This window comes from Bradyrhizobium sp. FW305-F6 (assembly GCF_058782905.1).
In genome coordinates this window covers 1,314,511-1,332,566 of record NZ_JBYSYD010000001.1, presented here as the reverse complement: position 1 = coordinate 1,332,566, position 18,056 = coordinate 1,314,511, and the positions used below count along the sequence as shown (strand labels likewise).

The following is an 18,056-nucleotide window of genomic DNA, read 5'->3' as shown; positions in this document are numbered from 1 at the left end:
AGCACAGATTTGCAACAGGCCGGTACGGTCCCGCCATCAGATCGACGTGTAGTTAATGACGAAACCTTAAAGTGGCTCGCGCACGCCGAGGCCCTGCATGAAGCGTTCCCGGATCTGCACGGGGTCGCGGCGGGTAGTGCCCAGGCCAGGCTTGTCGTCGATCCTGACCGCGATCAGGCTGGGGCCCGCAGCCGCCATTGCATCGTCGACCAGCCGCTCGAAATCCTCCTCGTCCGCGGCCCAGGCGCTGTTGGCAAGGCCTGAGCCAAGAGCGATGGCGACGATGTCGGCGACGCCAGCTGCCGGCGTCGGCTGCGCGCCGGTGATCTGGTAGATGCCGTTGTCCATGACGATCATGACGAGGTTCTTCGGCCTCAAGCTCGCGATCGTCGAGAGCGCGCCGAGCTGCATCAGCAGCGAGCCGTCGCCTTCGAGCGCGAAGACGTGGCGGCCCGGCTGTGCCAGGGCCACGCCGAGCGCGATCGGAAAGGCGAGCCCCATGCTGCCCAGCATGTAGAAATTCTGCGGGCGGTGTCCGGCGGCCCAGAGGTCGAAATTGGTGTTGCCGATGCCGCCGATCACCGCTTCCTCGTGCTTCAGCTTCGCGATCAGGCGCGAGGTGATGTCGAACCGGTTCATCGTCTTGGTGTTGCCAGTGTTCATCGCCGGCCTCATTTGTCGAACACCTTGCCGCCCGTCAGCAGCGGGTTGAGGATCAGGGCCACCGGCGCCTGCGTGGTGACGGCCTGCTTGATCGAGCGGTCGGTGATGAATTCGAGCTCGTCGAGCCGGGTAATTGTGTGGTGCTCCAGTGCCAGCGAGTCCAGCACCGGGCGCATGGTGCGGCAGACCAGAGATTGGCCGTAGTTGAACTCACCGAGCGTGCCGCGCTCGGACACGAACATGATCAGCGGGATCTGGTAGGGCACCGCGAGCGAGGCCAGCACATTGGCGAGCGTGGCAAAGCCCGAGGTCTGCATCAGCACGGCGCCGCGTCGTCCGCCCATCCAGGCGCCGGACACGATGCCGACGGCCTCTTCCTCGCGCGCCGTGGCGAAGGTCGTGAAGAAGGGATCGGCGTGCAGGTTCTCGATCAGCGGGGTCAGCACCCGGTCCGGCACGTAGGGGATGAGGCTGATCTCGTTCCGCTTCAGGGTTTGCAGGACGATGCCGTGCCAGCTGTTGTCGCTGCTCCCGCGTGTCTGCTGTTCCGCAATCGCCATTGCGAGCTCCCTGGGGCCGCGCACGCTTCTTGGTTCTGGCTGCGGCGGTTTGACGAACTTGACGCCGGCAGCGGGATTGTCAACATGTCGGGGCCGGCACCGTGATCTGCGCCAGACGGCCTGCCGTGGCCGGCACCGCCATGGCATAAGCGGCGATAACCAGAACACGGGAGGGGCACGGACGGGCGCGCATCGCGCTGACCCTGGGCTCTTCCTCGACAGAGCCGGAAGGGTCCTGATGTCGGTCAACAACAAGCGCGTCTTCTACGTCAAATACCTGGCCAATCCGATCTACATCGACATTTTGAAGGCGCGGCCCGACGTCCGGCTCGATCGCATCGAGAACGAGAGCCCCGAAGATTTCTACGCACCGATCCTGAGCGCGGCCCATGTCTATCAGATCGGCGCGGCCCGGGACGAGCTTGCCCCGCATTTCCATGTCGATGCCGCCTTCCTGAAGCGCACGCCGAACCTGCTGCTGGTCTCGAGCAACGGCGCGGGCTTCGACCCGGTCGATGTCGAGGCCTGCACGGACGCGGGCGTCGTGGTCGTCAACCAGTCCGGCGGCAACGCCCATTCGGTCGCCGAGCACGCGCTGGCAATGATGTTGACGCTGTCCAAGCGTATCATCCAGTCGGATCGCCGCCTGCGCCGCGAACGCGACGTCAATCGCAACGAGCTCGTCGGCAACGAGGTCGAGGGCAAGACCGTCGGCATCATCGGCCTCGGCAATGTCGGCCGGCGCATCGCCGCCCTGTGCAAGGGCCTGCTCGGCATGAAGGTGCTGGCCTATGATCCTTACCTCACGGCGGAGGTGATGGCCGAACGGGGCGGGGAGAAAGTCGAGCTCGACGAACTCCTGCGCCGCGCCGATTTCGTCTCGATCTCCTGCCCCCTCAACAAGGGCAGCCGCAACATGATCAGCACGCGCGAGTTCGCGCTGATGCAGCCGCATGCCTATTTCATCACAACAGCGCGCGGCTTCATCCACGACGAGGATGCGCTGCTCCAGGCGCTGCGCGACAAGCGCATCGCAGGGGCCGGTCTCGACGTCTGGTCCAAGGAGCCGCCGCCGCCGGAGCACCCGCTGCTGCAGTTCGACAACGTGCTGGCAAGCCCGCACACGGCAGGCGTTACCATCGAGGCGCGGCAGAACATGGGACGCATCGCGGCCGAACAGGTGCTGGACGTGCTCGATGGCAAGCGTCCGCCGCGCATCATCAACCCCGAGGTCTGGCCGCGCTATGCGGAGCGTTTCAAGCAGGCGTTCGGCGTGATGCCGGGGTAGGGAGTGCAGCCTGATTGGCCTCCCATCGTTGGTTACCGCGACGGAAAGCCAATGCGCCGCATTTTATCGATCGGGTAAGTGAACGCGTATCACTTGTCCTGTACTCGAAAGTCCATGAGCATCTTCTCGATTGCGACATCCGGACTTTCCGCTGCGAGCCTGCGCGTCGACGTTGCCGCGAGTAACATTGCCAATGTCCGTACGACCGGCCCGCTACCAGCCTCGGACCGGTCGGGCACATCGGCCGTGACAGGCGGTTCGAGCATTGCTCCGACGTTTCCCGCGGCCTACGTGCCATTGCGCGTCGACCAGGTCGACCGATCCGGTGGCTCGGCGCCGGGCGGCACGAGCGCGACCGTGTCGACGGTTTCGCCGAGCTATACCGTACAATCCGACCCGGGCGCAGCCTTCGCAAACCAGGATGGCCTGGTCGCAGCGCCGAATGTCGATATCGCCAACGAATTCGCTCAACTGGCGGCCGCAAAGTACAGCTTCGTTGCCAATGCGAAGGTCATTCGGGCCTACGCGGAGACGACAGAGGCGCTGCTCGACATCAAGGCCTGACAATTGATCCCGGCTTGGTCTTTGCCAGCCCCCGGCTCGGCTGCTCCGGGACAGGCCATCTACCCCAGTTTTGCGCCGAGCTGCTGGAACACGGCCTCGCAGGTCATGAGGTCGAGATGACCCCCGCCTGCATTCTTGAAGAAGGTGATGTCGGACGGTGAGACGCGGCCTTGCACCCGGCCGCCGGCGAGATCGTAGAGATCGCCCAGCACGTCCGCCTCGCTGATCGCGCCGCTCGCGATCGGTTGCAGGATGTCGCCGACGCCGTGGAAGGCGGACTCCCTGCGGTCCACGAACACACGCGACATTCTGGCCGCATCGTCATCGGCCTCACGGGTTTGCGGCGTGTAGCCGCCGACGAGGTCCAGATGCGCGCCTGGCCGCAAATTGCGGCCCTTGATCAGCGGCAGATGCGATCTCGTGCAGGTGGTGATGAGATCAGCCTCGCGCGTCGCGGCGTCGAGATCGGTGGTCGCTTCCGCCTTCACGCCGCTTTCCGCTAGCCGCCTGACGAGGTCGGTAGCCCGCTCCGGGCTTCGATTCCAGATCAGCACGCGCTCGAGCGACGGTCTCACCGTCCGATGCCCGCGGATCAGCCATTCGGACATCTCGCCGGCACCGACGCAAAGCAGCGTCTCGGGGGCGGGCGGGGCGAGCAATTTCGTGGCGAGTGCGGAATCGGCGGCCGTGCGCCAATGCGTGATCTCGGTGCCGTCCATCGCCGCCAGCGGCTTCCCGTTGGTGCCGTCGAACAGCACGCACACGGCCTGCACCGCCGGCATCTTGCCTTCGGCCAGATTGCTGGGGAAGCTGGTAAACATCTTGCTCGCCATGTAGCGGCCGGGATCGACGGCGCTGCGGATCACGTATTGACCCTTCTCATCGCCCAGGAATGCGTCCAGCACCTCCATCTTCGGCCGCCGATGCGCCGCTTCCAGCGCCGCAATGAGGATCGGAAACGTCAGAACCTTCGTGACTTCGGTATCGGAGACAAAGTGCAAGGCAAAATCCTCATGGACGACCGGCATTTGCCCATAGACCCGGGCGGCGGGTTCCGCAACGGATCTTCGGTCAGGGCTGCCCGGTGTTGATCCGCGTCAAAATCTCCTTCCCCCGTCCGGCCTAAATGGCATTAAAATGCTGCGATGGCAGCAGGAGGTCCCATGGGTACTTATGTCGTCAGGTTCATGAAGGACGTGCTCGGCGAGTATGGCCGGCAGAGTGAGATCTGCCAGGGCACGCTCGAGATCGACGCCTCCGACGAGAACGAGGCCAAAGAGCGGGCCAAGGTGAAGTTCTGCAAGGACCAGGCATTGCATCACTGGTCCCTGCACGCTGACCGCATCCATGTGAAACCGGCCGACTTTCCGTCCTGAAGCTCACCGGGCAGGCGCTCCGACCGGCGGCGGTGCGGTCGTGCCGGCGCCGAGCGAGCGCTGCACCATCACCGTGTCGGACCAGCGGCCGTGGCGATAGGCGACGCCGCAAAGCAGGCCGGCGCGTGTGAAGCCGGATTTTTCGTGCAGCGCCAGCGAGGGCGCGTTGTCGGCATCGATATAGCCGATCAGCTGGCGGAAGCCGGCTGCCGCGCAGGCGTCGATCAATTCCTGGAGCAACAGCCGTCCGACTCCGCGGCCGAGATGCGCATGGTGGACGTAGATCGAGTGCTTGGCCGTGTAGCGATACGCCGGGCGTTTACGGAACAGCACGGCATAAGCGTAGCCCACGACCTCCCCGCGGTAGGTGGCGACCAGATGCGGCAGGCGGGTCTGCTTCAGGTTCTTGCGCCGGTCGCGCAGATCGTCCGGCTCGGGCGCACCGGTTCCCTCGACTTCGCGCGGCACACCATTGCGGACGTGATGGCGATAGATCGCGAGCATCGCCTCGACGTCGCTCTCGCGTGACGGCCTGACGACGACGGCTTCGTCGCTCGCGCGCGCAGCTGTTTCGTTCATCGGCACCTACTCGGCGACCACATAAGTGTAGAGCCCGATGCGACCGTTCGGATCAACCTCCTTGTAGACACCCTGGATCTCGACGTCGAAGCCTGGGAAGGTGTTGAAGCAGGTTTCGAACATCTTGAGATAGTCGATCATTGGCTTGGCCCGTTCCGTCAGCCGTTCCCCGGGCACGATGGTGGCGATGCCCGGCGGGTAGACGACGAAAGGCGTGGTGGCAATGCGGCCGGCGATCGCTTCGATGGGCAGATAGTCGACATCGTTGCGGATCAGATAGCGCGCGGCATCGCGGGGCGACATGGCGATCTCGGGCATGTGCTCGGGCATGAATTGCCGCGCCTGCAGCGCGCAGACATCGGCGGCGCGGAAGAAGCGGTGCATGTCGTTGCAGAGATCGCGCAGGCGCACGCCGGCATAGGGCGCCTGCCGCCGCTGGTGGAATTCGGGAATTGCTTCGGCCAGCAGGGCATTGTCGTCATGCAGCCTCTTGAACGCGACGAGGCCCGAAATCAGCGTGCCGGCCTTGCTCGCCTCGACGCCGGGGGTGAGCAGGAAGAGCAGGGAGTTGAGGTCGTTCTTTTCGGGAACGATGCGGTTCTCGCGCAGATATTGCGCGACGATCGGGGCGGGGATGCCGTGCTCGGCATAAGCGCCGGTGGCGCGATCGAATCCGGGGGTGAGCAGTGTCAGCTTGTTCGGGTCGGTCATGGCAAAGCCTTCCGCAAGATCGGGAAAGCCGTGCCAATTGCTGTCCGGAGAGAGCTGCCACAGCGCCGGATTGGTCGCGAGCTCGTCGGTGGACAAGGTCTCCCAGGCGACGTCGTGGACGGCGCCGGGGCGGCCGACATCGGGAATGGCGACGCGGTCGGGAACGAAGGGCTCGAAGAACCAGCGCCGATCCGGCTTTTGCTCCTTCTCCTCGAACTCCCGGCGCATCGCCCGGATCTTCTTGCGCAGCTCGATACCGAGCCGGATGGTGTCGTCCCATAGCACTTCGCCGGAGCGGCCCTTCATCATCTGCGCGCCGACGTCGAGCGAGGCGAACAGCGGATAGAAGGGGGACGTCGATGCATGCTGCATGAAGCTCTCGTTGAAGCGGCGGTGCTCGACGCGCCGCTTCTGGCCGCGGATGTGACGGTCCTTGATGTGGATCTGCGAGGCTTGCGAGAAGCTCGCCAGCTGCTTGTGGGTCGACTGCGTCGCGATGATGCCCGGCGCGTCCGCAGGAAGATTGGCAAGACCCATGGCGAAGCGGCCGGCATAGAGCGGATGAAACTTCATGAAGCCGGCCCAGGCCTCGTCGAACAGGATATAGTCGCAGAGGTGGCCGACGCGCTTGATGATCATCTCGGCGCTGTGGATCGAGCCATCATAGGTGCACTGCTCGACCACGGCGACACGGAACGGACGCTCCTTGCGCCAGGCTTCGCGCTCCTTCACCAGGGGATGGTTGCGGATCGCCTCGCGCAGGATCTTCTCGTCCAGCATGTCCCAGCGCATCGGGCCGATCAGGCCCCAGGCGTTGCGGACGGTCGGGACGTAGACCGGGATACCGCCATTGATCATCAGCGCGCCGTGATGTGCGGCCTTGTGGTTATTGCGATCGAACAGCACGAGATCGCCGTCGGTGACGAGGGCGCCGAGCGCGACCTTGTTCGACGTCGAGGTGCCGTTGAGCACGAAGTAGGTCTTCTCCGCGCCGAAGATTGCCGCCGCTTCCTTTTGCGCCTTCAGCGCCGGGCCCTCATGGGTGAGGAGGTCGCCGAGGTCGAGCACGGAATTGTCGAGGTCGTCGCGGAACACGGCTTCGCCGAGATGCTCGACGAACACGCGCCCGATCGGGCTGCGGTTGTAGAACACGCCGCCGTTGTGGCCGGGACAGGTCCAGAGCTGGTTGCCTTCCTCGGCATAGTCGACCAGCGCGCCGAAGAACGGCGTCTTTAGCGTTTCGGCATATTGCTTGAGACGGCTGATCAGGTTCTTGGCGATGAAGGGCGGCGTCTCTTCGGACAGGAAGACATAGCCATCGATGAAATCGAGTACCTCGACGGGCAGATCCTCGAACCGCTTGCGGCGGATCAACAGAATGATGGGGAAGTCGAGGCCGCGGCGGCGCATCAGATTGATCAGCGACGAGGTCTTGCCTTCGAGGCCCTTCTTGCCCCAGTCCACCACCATGCAGCCGATCGCCGCGTCGGTCTGCACCGCCATCTCGGCATCCTCCAGCTTGCGGGCCCGGACCACCTCGAAGCCGGAACGCTGAATCTCCTCGATGATCTGGTTGAAGCGGACGCCTTCGAGATCGTCGGCGTCGAACATGGGTGCGGCGAACAGGAAGTTGAAGCGCTTGAAATAGTCCATATCGGGTCCCGGATGTGCAGGAGTTACAAGCTCTCTGCACATTCGATGACAGTGGGATGACAGGGGCCGGGAATGCGGCCCGGTTCGAGTACCTGCGGTTTCAGTCCAGCAGCTTGTCCAGCGTGATCGGAAAGTGGCGGATGCGCTTGCCGGTGGCATGGTAGACGGCGTTTGCGATTGCCGCAGGCACGCCGACGACGCCGATTTCGCCCAGCCCTTTGATGCCCAGCCGGTTGATGCGGTCGTCGGGCTCGTCGACGAAAATGACGTCGATGTCGTGGACGTCGGCGTTCACGGGAATGTGGTATTCGGCGATGTTCGCATTCATGATGCGGCCGAAGCGGTGATCCATCACCGTTTCCTCGTGCAGCGCCATCCCGATCCCCCAGACCACGCTGCCCATGACCTGGCTGCGGCCGGTCTTGGTGTTCAGGATGCGCCCGGCCGCGACTGCACTCACGACCCGGGTGACGCGGATGACACCCAGCTCTTCGTCGACCTTTACTTCGGCGAAAACCGCGGAGTGCGTGTTGCGGGCATGCGATTTATCCTCGGCGAACTGGTTGAGCCTCTCCTTTTCGATCCGCTCGCGCCCGCTGTGGCGCATGACGTCCGCAATCGAGACGGCTGACCCGCTCTTGTCGTTGCCAGCGATCATGCCGTCGGCCAAGGTGACGTTGGCGGCATCGACGTCGGCGAGCGGCGAACCCGGCATTGCTTTTGCGAGATGCGCGAGTTCCTGGCGGATTTCTTCGGCCGCTCCCAGCACTGCATGCGCGCTGGACGCCGCCATCCAGGAGCCGCCCTCGACGGGGGCCTGCGGCAAGCTCGAATCGGCGAGCCGGACGCTGATGTTCTCGATCGGGAGGCCGAGCGCATCGGCGGCGACCTGAGCCACGATGGTGTAGGTGCCGGTGCCGATATCGGACGCGGCGCAGGAGACTTCGGCATGGCCGTTGGCCGTCAGCACGATGCGGACGGCGACCGGCATCTGCAGCGCCTCCCATACTCCGGTCGCCATGCCCCAGCCGACGAGTTCCTTGCCGTCACGCGTGGAGCGGGGCGTTGGATTGCGCCGGGCCCAGCCGAAGGCTTCAGCGCCGCGTGCGTAGCATTCGCGCAGCTGCTTGCTGGTGTAGGGCAGGTCTTCGCTCTGGTCGCGATCCGAGTAGCATTTCAGCCGCAGCTCGATCGGATCGAGCTTGAGCGCGACGGCGAGTTCGTCCATCGCGCACTCCAGCGCGCAGACGCCCGTTGCAGCTCCCGGCGCGCGCATGTCGGAGGGCGTTGCAACATCGAGGTCCACCAGCTTGTGGGAATAGTAGGCAGTGGGGCTCTTGTAGAGCTGCTCCGCCCAACCGGTATCGTTGCGTGAAAAGTCCTCGTAGCGCGAGGTAACGGCGATGGCTTCGTGAATGATCGCATCGAGGTTGCCGTCCGGCCTCGCCCCGAGCCCGACATGCTCGATGGTCATGGGCCGATAGCCAAGCCCATACATCTGCTGCCGCGTCAGCACGACGCGGACGGAGCGCTTGAGCGCGAGCGCAGCCATCGTTGCCAGCACCACCGGGTGTTGCGGCCGCAGACCAGAACCGAAGGCGCCGCCGACATAGGGCGAAAGCACGCGGATATCCTCCGGCTTCTTCTCGAACACGCCGCAGAGAAATTTGTGCACGTTCTGGACGCCTTGGGTCTTGTCGTAAACCGTGAGCTTGCCGTCGCCCTCCCACACCACTGTCGTCGCGCTGAGCTCCATCGGATTGTGATGTTCGGTCGGAATGAGGTAGTCGGCTTCGTGTCGCAGGGCCGCGGCCGCAAGCGCCGCCTTGGCGTCGCCGCGCGGCTTGTTCGGCTTGTCGATTTCACTGGCGGTGCCGCGCTCGGCGTCAAGGTCGGTCGCGAAGTCGTCCTGCTCGTAGTCGATTCGCACCAGCGTCGCGGCGAATTTCGCGATCTCCCATTCTTCGGCGACCACGAGAGCAATCGGCTGCCCGTTAAACTTGATCTTGTCGTCATGAAGCGGCCGGAACGGCGAACCCTCCGGGGCCACCTCGTCCTTCCAGGCATCGTCGTTGTCTGCGAGGGGCGGGCGATTGGCGTGCGTGAGCACGTCGATCACTCCGGCCACTTTCAGCGCCGCGCTGGTGTCGAGCCGCACGATGCGACCGCGCGGGATGGTGGCCTCCACCACGAAGCCATGGACGAGGCCGTCGGCGGAAAATTCGCCGGCATATTTCGCAGCTCCGGTGACCTTGGCCCGGCCGTCGACGCGCGACGTTGGTGTCCCCACATAGGCGTTCATCGGGCCCTCATGCGATCTTTTTGTCAGCTTGGGATTGCGGTGTGGCACGCATTGCCTGCATCAACGTACGCACGACGGCCCGGCGCGCGAGCGCGATCTTGAAACCGTTGTGCGCGCGAGCGGTCGCTCCCTGCAGCAGCAGGTCGGCGGCGTGCCCAAAATGATCCGGTGTTGCCGCCTGGCCGCGCAATGCCGCTTCGGCCTCGAGGCTTCGCCATGGTTTGTGAGCCACGCCGCCGAGCGCAAGACGCGCATCGACGATGGCGTTGCCCTCCAGTTCGAGCGCGGCTGCGACCGAGACCAAGGCAAAGGCGTAGGACAACCGGTCGCGGATCTTCAGGTAGCTGTAGTTTCTCGTCAAGCTCTGCGGCGGCAGCTCGATCGCGGTGATGATCTCCCCGCTGCCGAGATTCGTGTCGAGATGAGGCTTGTCGTCGGGAAGCCGATGGAAATCGGTCAGCGCGATGGTGCGTTGTCCGTTGCGGCCTGCAATGTGCACGAGCGCGCCGAGCGCGGCCAAAGCCACGCTCATGTCGGATGGATTGGTTGCGATGCAGGATTTGCTCGTGCCGAGGATTGCGTGGTTGCGATTGAGGCCATCCAGTGCCGAGCAGCCGGTGCCGGGACTGCGTTTGTTGCAGGGCGTCGTCGTGTCGTAGAAGTAGGGGCAGCGCGTCCGCTGCATCAAATTGCCGCCGACGGAGGCCATGTTGCGCAACTGCGCGGAGGCGCCGGCCAGGATCGCGCTGGCAAGCAGGGGGTAGCGCTGCTCGATCAACGGATGGTAGGCGAGGTCCGAATTTGGCACCAGGGCCCCGACGCGCAGGCCCCCGTCAGCCGTTTCCTCGATGTCGCGAAGCGGAAGATGGGAAATGTCGATCAGCCGGGAGGGCCGTTCGACATTCTCCTTCATCAGGTCGATCAGGTTGGTGCCGCCGGCGATCAATTTTGCGCCGGGATCTGCGACGAGCAGCCGAATGGCGTCGGCGACGTCGCTTGCGCGGGAATATTGGAAGTTGTTCATGACCGGCTCATTGCCTGCTCGATCGCGGCCACGATGTTGGGATAGGCGCCGCAGCGACAGAGGTTTCCGCTCATCAGCTCCCTGATCTCGGCCGCATCCCGCGCACGGCCTTCGGCCAAGAGGCCCGCGGCGGAACAGATCTGTCCCGGCGTGCAATAACCGCATTGGAAGGCATCGTGATCGATAAAAGCCTGTTGCAGGGGATGCAGCGTGCCGTCCTTGGCCAAGCCTTCGATCGTCGTGATCTCGGCGCCGTCCTTCATGACGGCGAGCGTCAGGCAGGAATTGACTCGTCTTCCGTCGACCAGCACGGTACAGGCGCCGCATTGGCCGTGATCGCAACCCTTCTTGGTGCCGGTCAATTCCAGCCGGTCACGCAGGGCATCCAGGAGCGTGGTCCATGGCACGACCTCCAGTGTGCGCCTTGTGCCATTGACGAGGAAGTCGATCGGAATGCGTTCTGGGATCGTGATGTCGGCCATAGTCTGTTCCCTGCGGAAAGGCCGAGCTGGGCAAAATTGTGGACGTGACGCGATAATGCGTTGCCGCCGCTGGCCGATAGCGCCCAACGGACGACGGGTTGCTTCGTTCCACGGGCTTTCCCGGCCTGACGGACGAGGTCAGCGCTTCGCCTCGCCGAACACCACGGTCGGCACCGCGCGGTTGACGATCTCGCGTAGCGCGAAGCTCGATTGCACCCGCGCGACGCGCGGCAGGCGCGACAGCTCGGTGCGGTGGATGCGCTCGAAATCCTGGATGTCGCGAGCAAGCACGATCAGGATGTAGTCGTCGGTGCCCGACATCAGGAAGCAGCGCACGACGGAGGGACATTTCACCACCTCCGCCTCGAACGCCTTCAGAGCCTCGTCGCTCTGGCTTTCCAGCGCGATGCGGACCAGCACGGTGGTGGTGAGGCCGAACTGGCCGAGGTCGAGCGCGGCCTGATAGGCCTGGATGTAGCCGTCGTCCTCGAGCGCCTTCTGCCGCCGCGCCAGCGCGGTGCTCGACAAGCCGATCTTGCTGGCAAGCTCGGTGTGACTGGCGCGCGCGTTGGTCGTGAGTTCCGCGAGAATCGCGAGGTCTTTCCGGTCGAGGGCCAATGTTTCGATTCCAGCGTGAAAGGGCAGTTCTGCGCCGGAAACCGGCGCGCGCCTGCCGAGACTAGCGGATATTTGCACGGAACCAAACGAGAGCCCTCGTTAGGATGATTGAGCGGAATCAGGGTGCTGGCAAAGGAGCTCGCGATGCGCGTCGGTGTGCCCAAGGAGATCAAGGTGCAGGAATATCGGGTCGGGCTCACCCCGGGTGCTGTCCGTGAATATGTTGCTGCCGGACACCAGGTCACGGTCGAGACCGGCGCCGGCAGCGGCATTGGCGCGTCCGACGAAGTCTATCGGCGGGCAGGGGCCATGATCGGCGACAGCGCCCCTGACATCTTCGCCAAGTCGGACATGATCGTGAAGGTGAAGGAGCCGCAGAAGAGCGAATGGGCTCAGCTCCGCGAAAGCCAGCTCCTGTTCACTTACCTCCATCTCGCGCCGGATCCCGAACAGGCCAAGGGTCTGCTAGCTTCCGGGTGCACCGCGATCGCCTATGAAACCGTCACGGATGCGAGCGGTCACCTCCCGCTGCTCGCCCCGATGAGCGAAGTCGCCGGCCGCCTCGCCATCGAGGCCGCCGGCGCCGCGCTCAAGCGCTCGGCCGGCGGCCGCGGTCTGCTGCTCGGCGGCGTGCCGGGCGTGCAGCCCGCGCGCGTCGTCGTGCTCGGCGGCGGCGTGGTCGGCACACAGGCTGCGCGCATGGCGGCCGGGCTCGGTGCCGAAGTCACCGTGATCGACCGCTCGATCCCACGTCTGCGCGAACTGGACGATCTCTTTGCCGGGCGCGTGCGCACGCGTTTCTCGACCCTCGAGGCGGTCGAGGACGAGGTGTTCGCCGCGGACGTCGTGATCGGCGCAGTGCTGGTGCCGGGCGCGAGCGCGCCGAAGCTGGTCACGCGCGCCATGCTGAAGTCGATGCGACCGGGTGCCGTGCTGGTCGACGTCGCGATCGACCAGGGCGGTTGCTTCGAGACCTCTCATCCGACCACGCACGCTGAGCCAACTTACGAGGTCGACGGCGTCGTGCATTATTGCGTTGCCAACATGCCGGGCGCGGTGCCGGTAACCTCGAGCCAGGCCCTGAACAATGCGACGCTGCCGTTCGGTCTGATGCTCGCGAACAAGGGTTTTGCGGCCGTGCTGGAAAATCCGCATTTGCGCAACGGCTTGAACGTCCATCGCGGGCGGATCACGAACAAGGCGGTCGCGGAAAGCCTCGGGCTCGAGTTTGCGCCGGTTGGAAGTGGCTTGGCGGCGTAGGCGCTGTCGTTGCACCAACCGCGAAGAAGAAAACCATCGCCTTTTGGGCTCCGATCGGAAGGAGTTTCCCCGTCGCAGCCCAAAAAAGCCAATCGCTTCCATTGCTGTTTCGCGGCGAAACGACGACATTCCTGCCAGAAATTGGTGGATTGGTAGCTATGGAACGCAGTGGATTCGAGCCCTTCGGCGAGCAATTGGTGTCCGCAACGGACAGCCAGCCGAAGTCGCGTGCCTCAAAGCTCCTGCTGCGGACTGGCACGACGCTGTTCTGGTCGCTGGTTGCCGGCATCGTGCTCGCGCGTGCCGCCTTCTTCGAGCCGGGGGTCTATGACGGCTTCAGCCGGGTTGCCTCGCTTGCCAAGAGCCTGATCTTCTGAGCCTCTTTCCGCCCTTTATTCCAGATCCGAGGACAGAACTTCCCTCGGGCCTGATATGTCGAAAACTTATTCCACAATGGGAGCGCGCTGCGTATAAATCTTTCTCCTCTGGGAGAGATTTGTGTCGCAGAATCAAGCATCCAGCCCGGCCGGCACCAAGCCGGCTTCCGCCGCAAGCCGCATTGCGGCGCTGATTCCAGGCATACTCCTCTGCGTTCTGGTGGCCGGCGTCTCCGCCCTGCTGGAGCACGCCGAACTGGGCATGTTCGACCATCCCTATGTCGAGGCGCTGGTGATGGCGATCCTGCTCGGGATGGCCTTGCGCAGCTTCTGGAAACCCGCGCCGCGCTGGCAAGCCGGCATCGCCTTCAGCGCCAAGCAGCTGCTCGAAGTTGCAGTGATGCTGCTGGGTGCCTCCATCAGCTTCGCCGCGATAGCGGCGTCAGGCATCGCGCTGCTGGCATCGATCGCGGCCGTCGTCGTGATAACGCTCGGTGTCTCATTCGGCCTCAGCCGCATGCTTGGGCTGTCGACACGTCTGTCGATCCTGATCGCCTGCGGCAACTCGATCTGCGGCAACTCGGCGATCGCCGCCGTCGCGCCGATCATCGGCGCCAACAACGACGAGATCGCATCCTCGATTTCCTTTACCGCCATCCTCGGCGTGATGATGGTGCTGGGCCTGCCTCTCTTGATTCCCTTGTTGCAATTGTCCGCGACGCAATACGGCATCCTCGCCGGCCTCACCGTCTATGCCGTGCCCCAGGTGCTCGCGGCAACGGTGCCCGCCGGCCTGGTCTCGACGCAGATTGGCACGCTGGTGAAACTGATGCGTGTGCTGATGCTGGGGCCGGTCGTGGTCGGCTTCTCCTTGCTCGCCTCGCGCTGGCAGACCGATGCCAAGAAGACCAGCGTTGGCTTCTTCCGCCTGGTGCCGTGGTTCATCCTCGGCTTCCTCGTGCTTGCGACCTTGCGTTCGCTCGAGATCGTGCCGGCCACGGTGGTTGGCCCCGTGACGAAGATCACCGGCTTTCTCACGGTGGTCTCGATGGCCGCCTTGGGCTTAGGTGTGGACGTCCGCGTGCTGGCGAACGTCGGGGGCAGGGTGACGGCTGCCGTGACTCTGTCCCTGATGCTGCTGCTCGGAATCAGCATCGCGCTGGTGCACTGGTTCAAGTGAATTGAAACGACACTGCTGTAGGGTGGGCAAAGGCGCGAAAGCGCCGTGCCCACCATCTCTCTCTTATTGCAAGAGATGGTGGGCACGCTCCGCTTTGCCCACCCTACAGGAGCGTCATCGCAGCGAGCGGAAGGGCAAAATCAAATCACGTCCGCCAGCGAGTGCCCCTGCAGCTCGATGCTCAGCCCCTGCATGCCCAGATCGTTGATCTCGCCGCCCATCGCCTTCAGGCTCTCCTCGCGGATCAGCGACATCAGCCCGCGGCGCAGCGCCAGGAATTCCGACGACATCATCATGGATTGCTGCCGCGGCCGCTCCAGGGGGATCGGGATCTCTGCCTTGATCGAGCCGGGCCGGGCGGTCATGCAATAGACGCGGTCGGACAGGAAGATCGCCTCGTCGATATCGTGGGTCACGAACAGGACCGAGATCTTCAGCCGCTGCCACATATTGGTGAGGATCTGCTGCATGATGACGCGCGTTTGTGCGTCGAGCGCGCCGAACGGTTCGTCGAGCAGCAGCACTTTCGGCCCCGTCGCAAGCGCGCGGACGATGCCGACGCGCTGCTTCATGCCGCCGGAGAGCCTTTCCGGATAATGCTTTTCGAACGCCTCCAGCCCGGCAAGCCCGAGCAGGGTGCGCGCGGCGCGCTCGCGCTGCGAGCGAGGCATGCCGCGCATCTTCAGGCCGAACTCGACGTTCTCCCGCACGGTCTTCCAGGGGAACAGTGAATATTGCTGGAACACCATCCCGCGTTCGGCGCTCGGGCCGTTGACGCGCTCGCCATCGACGGTGACGATCCCCGTCGTCGGTTTGAGGAAGCCTGCGACCGCATTGAGCAGCGTCGACTTTCCGCAGCCGGACGGGCCGACGATCGACACGAACTCGCCGGGGTTCACATGGATCTGCGTGTCGGTGACGGCCTGCACCGGGCCCTCGATCGTTTCGTAGGCTAGCGAGAAGTTCTTGACCTCGATGTGACCCTTTGGCTTTGCAGCAAGGACTTCGCTCATGTCGACCTCCACGGCATCACCAATTGTCCCGCGCCCCGGATCAGCAGGCTCGATCCGAGGCCGAGCACCCCGATCGCGATCATGCCGAGTGCGATGTCGGCATATTGAACCAGCGAGTAAGCTTCCCAGGTGAAATAGCCGATGCCGTATTGGCCGGAGATCATCTCGGCCGCGATCAGCGACACCCACGCGACGCCCATGCCGACGGTGAGGCCGGTGAAGATGTGCGGCAGCGAGGCCGGAAAATACACCTCGCGGAAGATCGAGCGCTCGCGCGCGCCGAGACACTGGGCGGCGCGCACCAGCACCGGATCGACAAGCGACATGCCGTGCAGCGTATTGACCAGGATCGGGAAGAACGAGCCGAGAAAGGTGATGTAGACGATGCTCTGCTCGTTGGTCGGCCACAGCATGATCGCCATCGGCACCCAGGCGATCGCCGGAATCGGCCGGAGCACCTCCGCCACCGGGAAGATCACCTCGTGCACCAGCTTGAAGCGTCCCATGATCAGGCCGAGCGGCACCCCGACGATGGCGGCGAGCGAGAAGCCGAAGAAGATGCGGCGACAGCTGAGCAGGACATGCATCAGGAACTTGGGGTCGTGGATCGCCTTGACGAAGCTCGCATAGACCGCGAGCGGCGAAGGCACATTGGTGAAGCGCACGAAGAATACGACGCGATAGGTCGTGAGCAGGTGCCAGACCAGCAGGAATGCGAGCAGCGAGATGATGCCGATCGCGGTCGCGCGCAGCCGGCCCTGGTTCAGGCGGTACCAGCGAAGCATGAGCGCGCCGAAGGAGGTCGGTGCTGCTGCTGGCGTGACGGCGGGCACAGGGCCCGCCTCTGCAATGGACGCTGTCGGCATGCCGTCCTCGGGATGTCTGACGAGGGCGGGACTGCTCACGTCCTGCCTCCGCCGACCGACGCTTTCACCGCTTCGTCGAAGCCGAGCACCTTGCCGCTGATCTTGGCCGCGTAGGCCTCGGCATCCTTCTTCAGCAGGAACGGTGCAACTTCGCCGTTGCCGACCGCGAAGAAGGCCTGGTCGGCGAACAGCTTGATGCCCCGGGTGGTATCGAAGACATAGGCGACGTTGATCTTCTTGCCCTTGGCCTTGTAGTCGGCATAGGCGCCAAGCGTGCAGCTGGCCGATGAGAAGGGCATGATGCCGGCATCATCGAGCCAGACCTCGCCCGCCTTGCGCGGATCGGCGATCGGCTTCTTGCAGAAGGCGTCTTCGCCGGAGATCTCGTAGTTCTTCGTGCTCGCAAGCTGCGCGTCATAGTCGAGCTTCATCTCGGCATAGGCCTTGCGGATGTATTTGTCGTCGACCCACTTCTTCGGATCGAATTCCTTCATGCGGCCGAGGTTCTGCAGCACCTTGACGTCGGTCGTGGCGGCATCGATCAGCGCCGGCTTGACCGTGGGATCGGTGGTCATGTTGCCGCCGGGACCGAGGAAAATGTAGACGACTTCCTTGTTGATGCCGGTCCATTCCTGAATCTTCTCGGCCGCGAGCTTGGGATCGTCGCGCAGCCATTGATTGGCGGCGATTACGGCCTTGAAGTAGGCGACCACGACCTCAGGATATTTCTCGGCGAAGTCGGTGCGGACGACGATGCCGTGGAAGGTCGGCAAGTTCGTCTCGACGCCGTCAAAGATCTTTCGGGCGAAGCCGCGGAACGGCAGCAACTCGGCGAAGGGGACGAAGTCGGCATGCCCGTCGATCTTCTTCTCCTGGAGATTGGTCGACCCGACCTCGGGACTCTGGCTGACCAACTGGAAGAAGTCGGCGGGATAGCCGCGGTCCTGCATAGCCTTGAGGACCATGCCATGGGCGGCGGAGCCGAAGGGAACGCTGACGAGCTTGCCCTTGAGATCGGCGAGGTCGTAGTAGGGCGAGTCCTTGTGAACGACGAGACCGTTGCCGGAGCCGGAGAGGCTATAGGCGGCGATGCCGACCAGCCGGCTCTTGCTCTCGGGGTTGCTCTCGAAGGTGAAGCCGTTCACGATCAGCGGATAGTCGCCCATCATGCCGATCTGCAGCTTGTTCGCCATCATCGCATTGGTGACGGGCGGGCCCGAGGTGAAGTTCTGCCACTCCAGCTCGAACTTGATGTTGGCATATTTGCCGTCTTTCGGCAGATATTTCTCGAGGAGACGCAACTGGCGGATGACGACGCCGGCGGTGACCGTGTTCGTCGTGGTGTCCTGCGTTCCGATGCCGAGTGTGATCGTTTCCGCCGACACCGGCTGCGTGACGAATAGCGCCAGCGACGTCACCGACATCGCGATCGAGAGCGTGGGAAGACGGCTGACCATTCTCATCCTCATTTGGTTGGATGTGCTGTGGTTGCCATGATTGGGTGAGGTCGCAGGCAGGGCAAATCCGGATTGGCCGTTGC

The 18,056-nt window shown here is 64.1% G+C and carries 18 protein-coding genes; 6 read left to right on the top strand and 12 right to left on the bottom strand.

Annotated elements, in window-relative coordinates; all coding sequences use genetic code 11:
• Positions 1–66: 66 nt before the first annotated feature.
• Both AC3WLX_RS06445 and AC3WLX_RS06440 read right to left on the bottom strand, forming a co-directional pair.
• Positions 67–663: a thiamine pyrophosphate-dependent enzyme gene (locus AC3WLX_RS06445; protein WP_291624227.1), complete on the bottom strand. Its 597-nt coding sequence runs from the start codon at positions 661–663 to the stop codon at positions 67–69.
• An 8-nt stretch (positions 664–671) separates the two neighbouring features.
• A complete protein-coding gene (locus AC3WLX_RS06440) occupies positions 672–1,223 on the bottom strand; it encodes a thiamine pyrophosphate-binding protein (protein WP_492335154.1) in 552 nt (183 codons plus the stop codon).
• A 238-nt stretch (positions 1,224–1,461) separates the two neighbouring features.
• Here AC3WLX_RS06440 and AC3WLX_RS06435 point away from each other — a divergent pair, with 238 nt between their 5' ends.
• Positions 1,462–2,511 (top strand): hydroxyacid dehydrogenase, encoded by a 1,050-nt coding sequence (locus AC3WLX_RS06435; RefSeq protein ID WP_291624224.1) that lies wholly within the window; start codon positions 1,462–1,464, stop codon positions 2,509–2,511.
• 114 nt (positions 2,512–2,625) lie between these two features.
• The gene (locus AC3WLX_RS06430; protein ID WP_492335153.1) at positions 2,626–3,075 is read left to right on the top strand and encodes a flagellar basal body rod protein FlgC; all 450 of its coding nucleotides are present in this window, start codon (positions 2,626–2,628) and stop codon (positions 3,073–3,075) included.
• 59 nt (positions 3,076–3,134) lie between these two features.
• Here the strand turns inward: AC3WLX_RS06430 and AC3WLX_RS06425 are convergent, their stop codons facing one another.
• Positions 3,135–4,076, bottom strand: a complete 942-nt coding sequence (locus tag AC3WLX_RS06425; RefSeq protein WP_492335152.1) for an ornithine cyclodeaminase family protein — start codon at positions 4,074–4,076, stop codon at positions 3,135–3,137.
• 162 nt (positions 4,077–4,238) lie between these two features.
• Between AC3WLX_RS06425 and AC3WLX_RS06420 the strand changes: the two genes are divergently transcribed.
• Complete coding sequence (locus AC3WLX_RS06420) at positions 4,239–4,451, top strand: hypothetical protein (protein ID WP_492335151.1); 213 nt, start codon at positions 4,239–4,241, stop codon at positions 4,449–4,451.
• Positions 4,452–4,454: 3 nt separating this feature from the next.
• Here the strand turns inward: AC3WLX_RS06420 and AC3WLX_RS06415 are convergent, their stop codons facing one another.
• From AC3WLX_RS06415 to AC3WLX_RS06390, 6 genes are all read right to left on the bottom strand, one after another.
• Entirely contained in the window at positions 4,455–5,030 is a 576-nt protein-coding gene (locus AC3WLX_RS06415) for a GNAT family N-acetyltransferase (protein WP_492335150.1), read from the bottom strand.
• Between the two features lie 6 nt (positions 5,031–5,036).
• Complete coding sequence (locus tag AC3WLX_RS06410) at positions 5,037–7,394, bottom strand: Orn/Lys/Arg family decarboxylase (RefSeq protein WP_492335149.1); 2,358 nt, start codon at positions 7,392–7,394, stop codon at positions 5,037–5,039.
• 100 nt (positions 7,395–7,494) lie between these two features.
• Positions 7,495–9,696, bottom strand: coding sequence for a xanthine dehydrogenase family protein molybdopterin-binding subunit (locus AC3WLX_RS06405; protein ID WP_492335148.1), 2,202 nt, complete (start codon positions 9,694–9,696; stop codon positions 7,495–7,497).
• Positions 9,697–9,703: 7 nt separating this feature from the next.
• Positions 9,704–10,720: an FAD binding domain-containing protein gene (locus AC3WLX_RS06400; protein ID WP_492335147.1), complete on the bottom strand. Its 1,017-nt coding sequence runs from the start codon at positions 10,718–10,720 to the stop codon at positions 9,704–9,706.
• Complete coding sequence (locus AC3WLX_RS06395; RefSeq protein WP_492335146.1) at positions 10,717–11,202, bottom strand: (2Fe-2S)-binding protein; 486 nt, start codon at positions 11,200–11,202, stop codon at positions 10,717–10,719. The genes AC3WLX_RS06400 and AC3WLX_RS06395 overlap by 4 nt, the downstream gene beginning before the upstream one ends.
• A gap of 138 nt (positions 11,203–11,340) precedes the next feature.
• Positions 11,341–11,820 (bottom strand): Lrp/AsnC family transcriptional regulator, encoded by a 480-nt coding sequence (locus AC3WLX_RS06390; protein WP_291622761.1) that lies wholly within the window; start codon positions 11,818–11,820, stop codon positions 11,341–11,343.
• Between the two features lie 144 nt (positions 11,821–11,964).
• Between AC3WLX_RS06390 and ald the strand changes: the two genes are divergently transcribed.
• The 3 genes from ald to AC3WLX_RS06375 all read left to right on the top strand — a co-directional run bounded on the left by ald (position 11,965) and on the right by AC3WLX_RS06375 (position 14,637).
• Entirely contained in the window at positions 11,965–13,080 is a 1,116-nt protein-coding gene (gene ald, locus AC3WLX_RS06385) for an alanine dehydrogenase (protein ID WP_492335927.1), read from the top strand.
• A 158-nt stretch (positions 13,081–13,238) separates the two neighbouring features.
• Positions 13,239–13,457, top strand: coding sequence for a hypothetical protein (locus AC3WLX_RS06380; protein WP_291622765.1), 219 nt, complete (start codon positions 13,239–13,241; stop codon positions 13,455–13,457).
• A gap of 121 nt (positions 13,458–13,578) precedes the next feature.
• Positions 13,579–14,637 (top strand): YeiH family protein, encoded by a 1,059-nt coding sequence (locus tag AC3WLX_RS06375; protein ID WP_492335145.1) that lies wholly within the window; start codon positions 13,579–13,581, stop codon positions 14,635–14,637.
• Positions 14,638–14,777: 140 nt separating this feature from the next.
• Here AC3WLX_RS06375 and AC3WLX_RS06370 read toward each other — a convergent pair whose 3' ends face one another.
• From AC3WLX_RS06370 to AC3WLX_RS06360, 3 genes are read right to left on the bottom strand one after another with little or no spacing between them, the layout of a single operon-like run.
• Positions 14,778–15,650 carry an ABC transporter ATP-binding protein gene (locus AC3WLX_RS06370; RefSeq protein WP_291622769.1) on the bottom strand — a complete coding sequence of 291 codons (873 nt, stop codon included), beginning with the start codon at positions 15,648–15,650 and terminating at the stop codon, positions 14,778–14,780.
• Positions 15,647–16,555, bottom strand: a complete 909-nt coding sequence (locus AC3WLX_RS06365) for an ABC transporter permease (protein ID WP_492335144.1) — start codon at positions 16,553–16,555, stop codon at positions 15,647–15,649. Before AC3WLX_RS06365 ends, AC3WLX_RS06370 begins: the two co-directional genes overlap by 4 nt.
• The gene (locus AC3WLX_RS06360; protein WP_291622773.1) at positions 16,552–17,973 is read right to left on the bottom strand and encodes an ABC transporter substrate-binding protein; all 1,422 of its coding nucleotides are present in this window, start codon (positions 17,971–17,973) and stop codon (positions 16,552–16,554) included. Before AC3WLX_RS06360 ends, AC3WLX_RS06365 begins: the two co-directional genes overlap by 4 nt.
• Positions 17,974–18,056 lie beyond the last annotated feature (83 nt).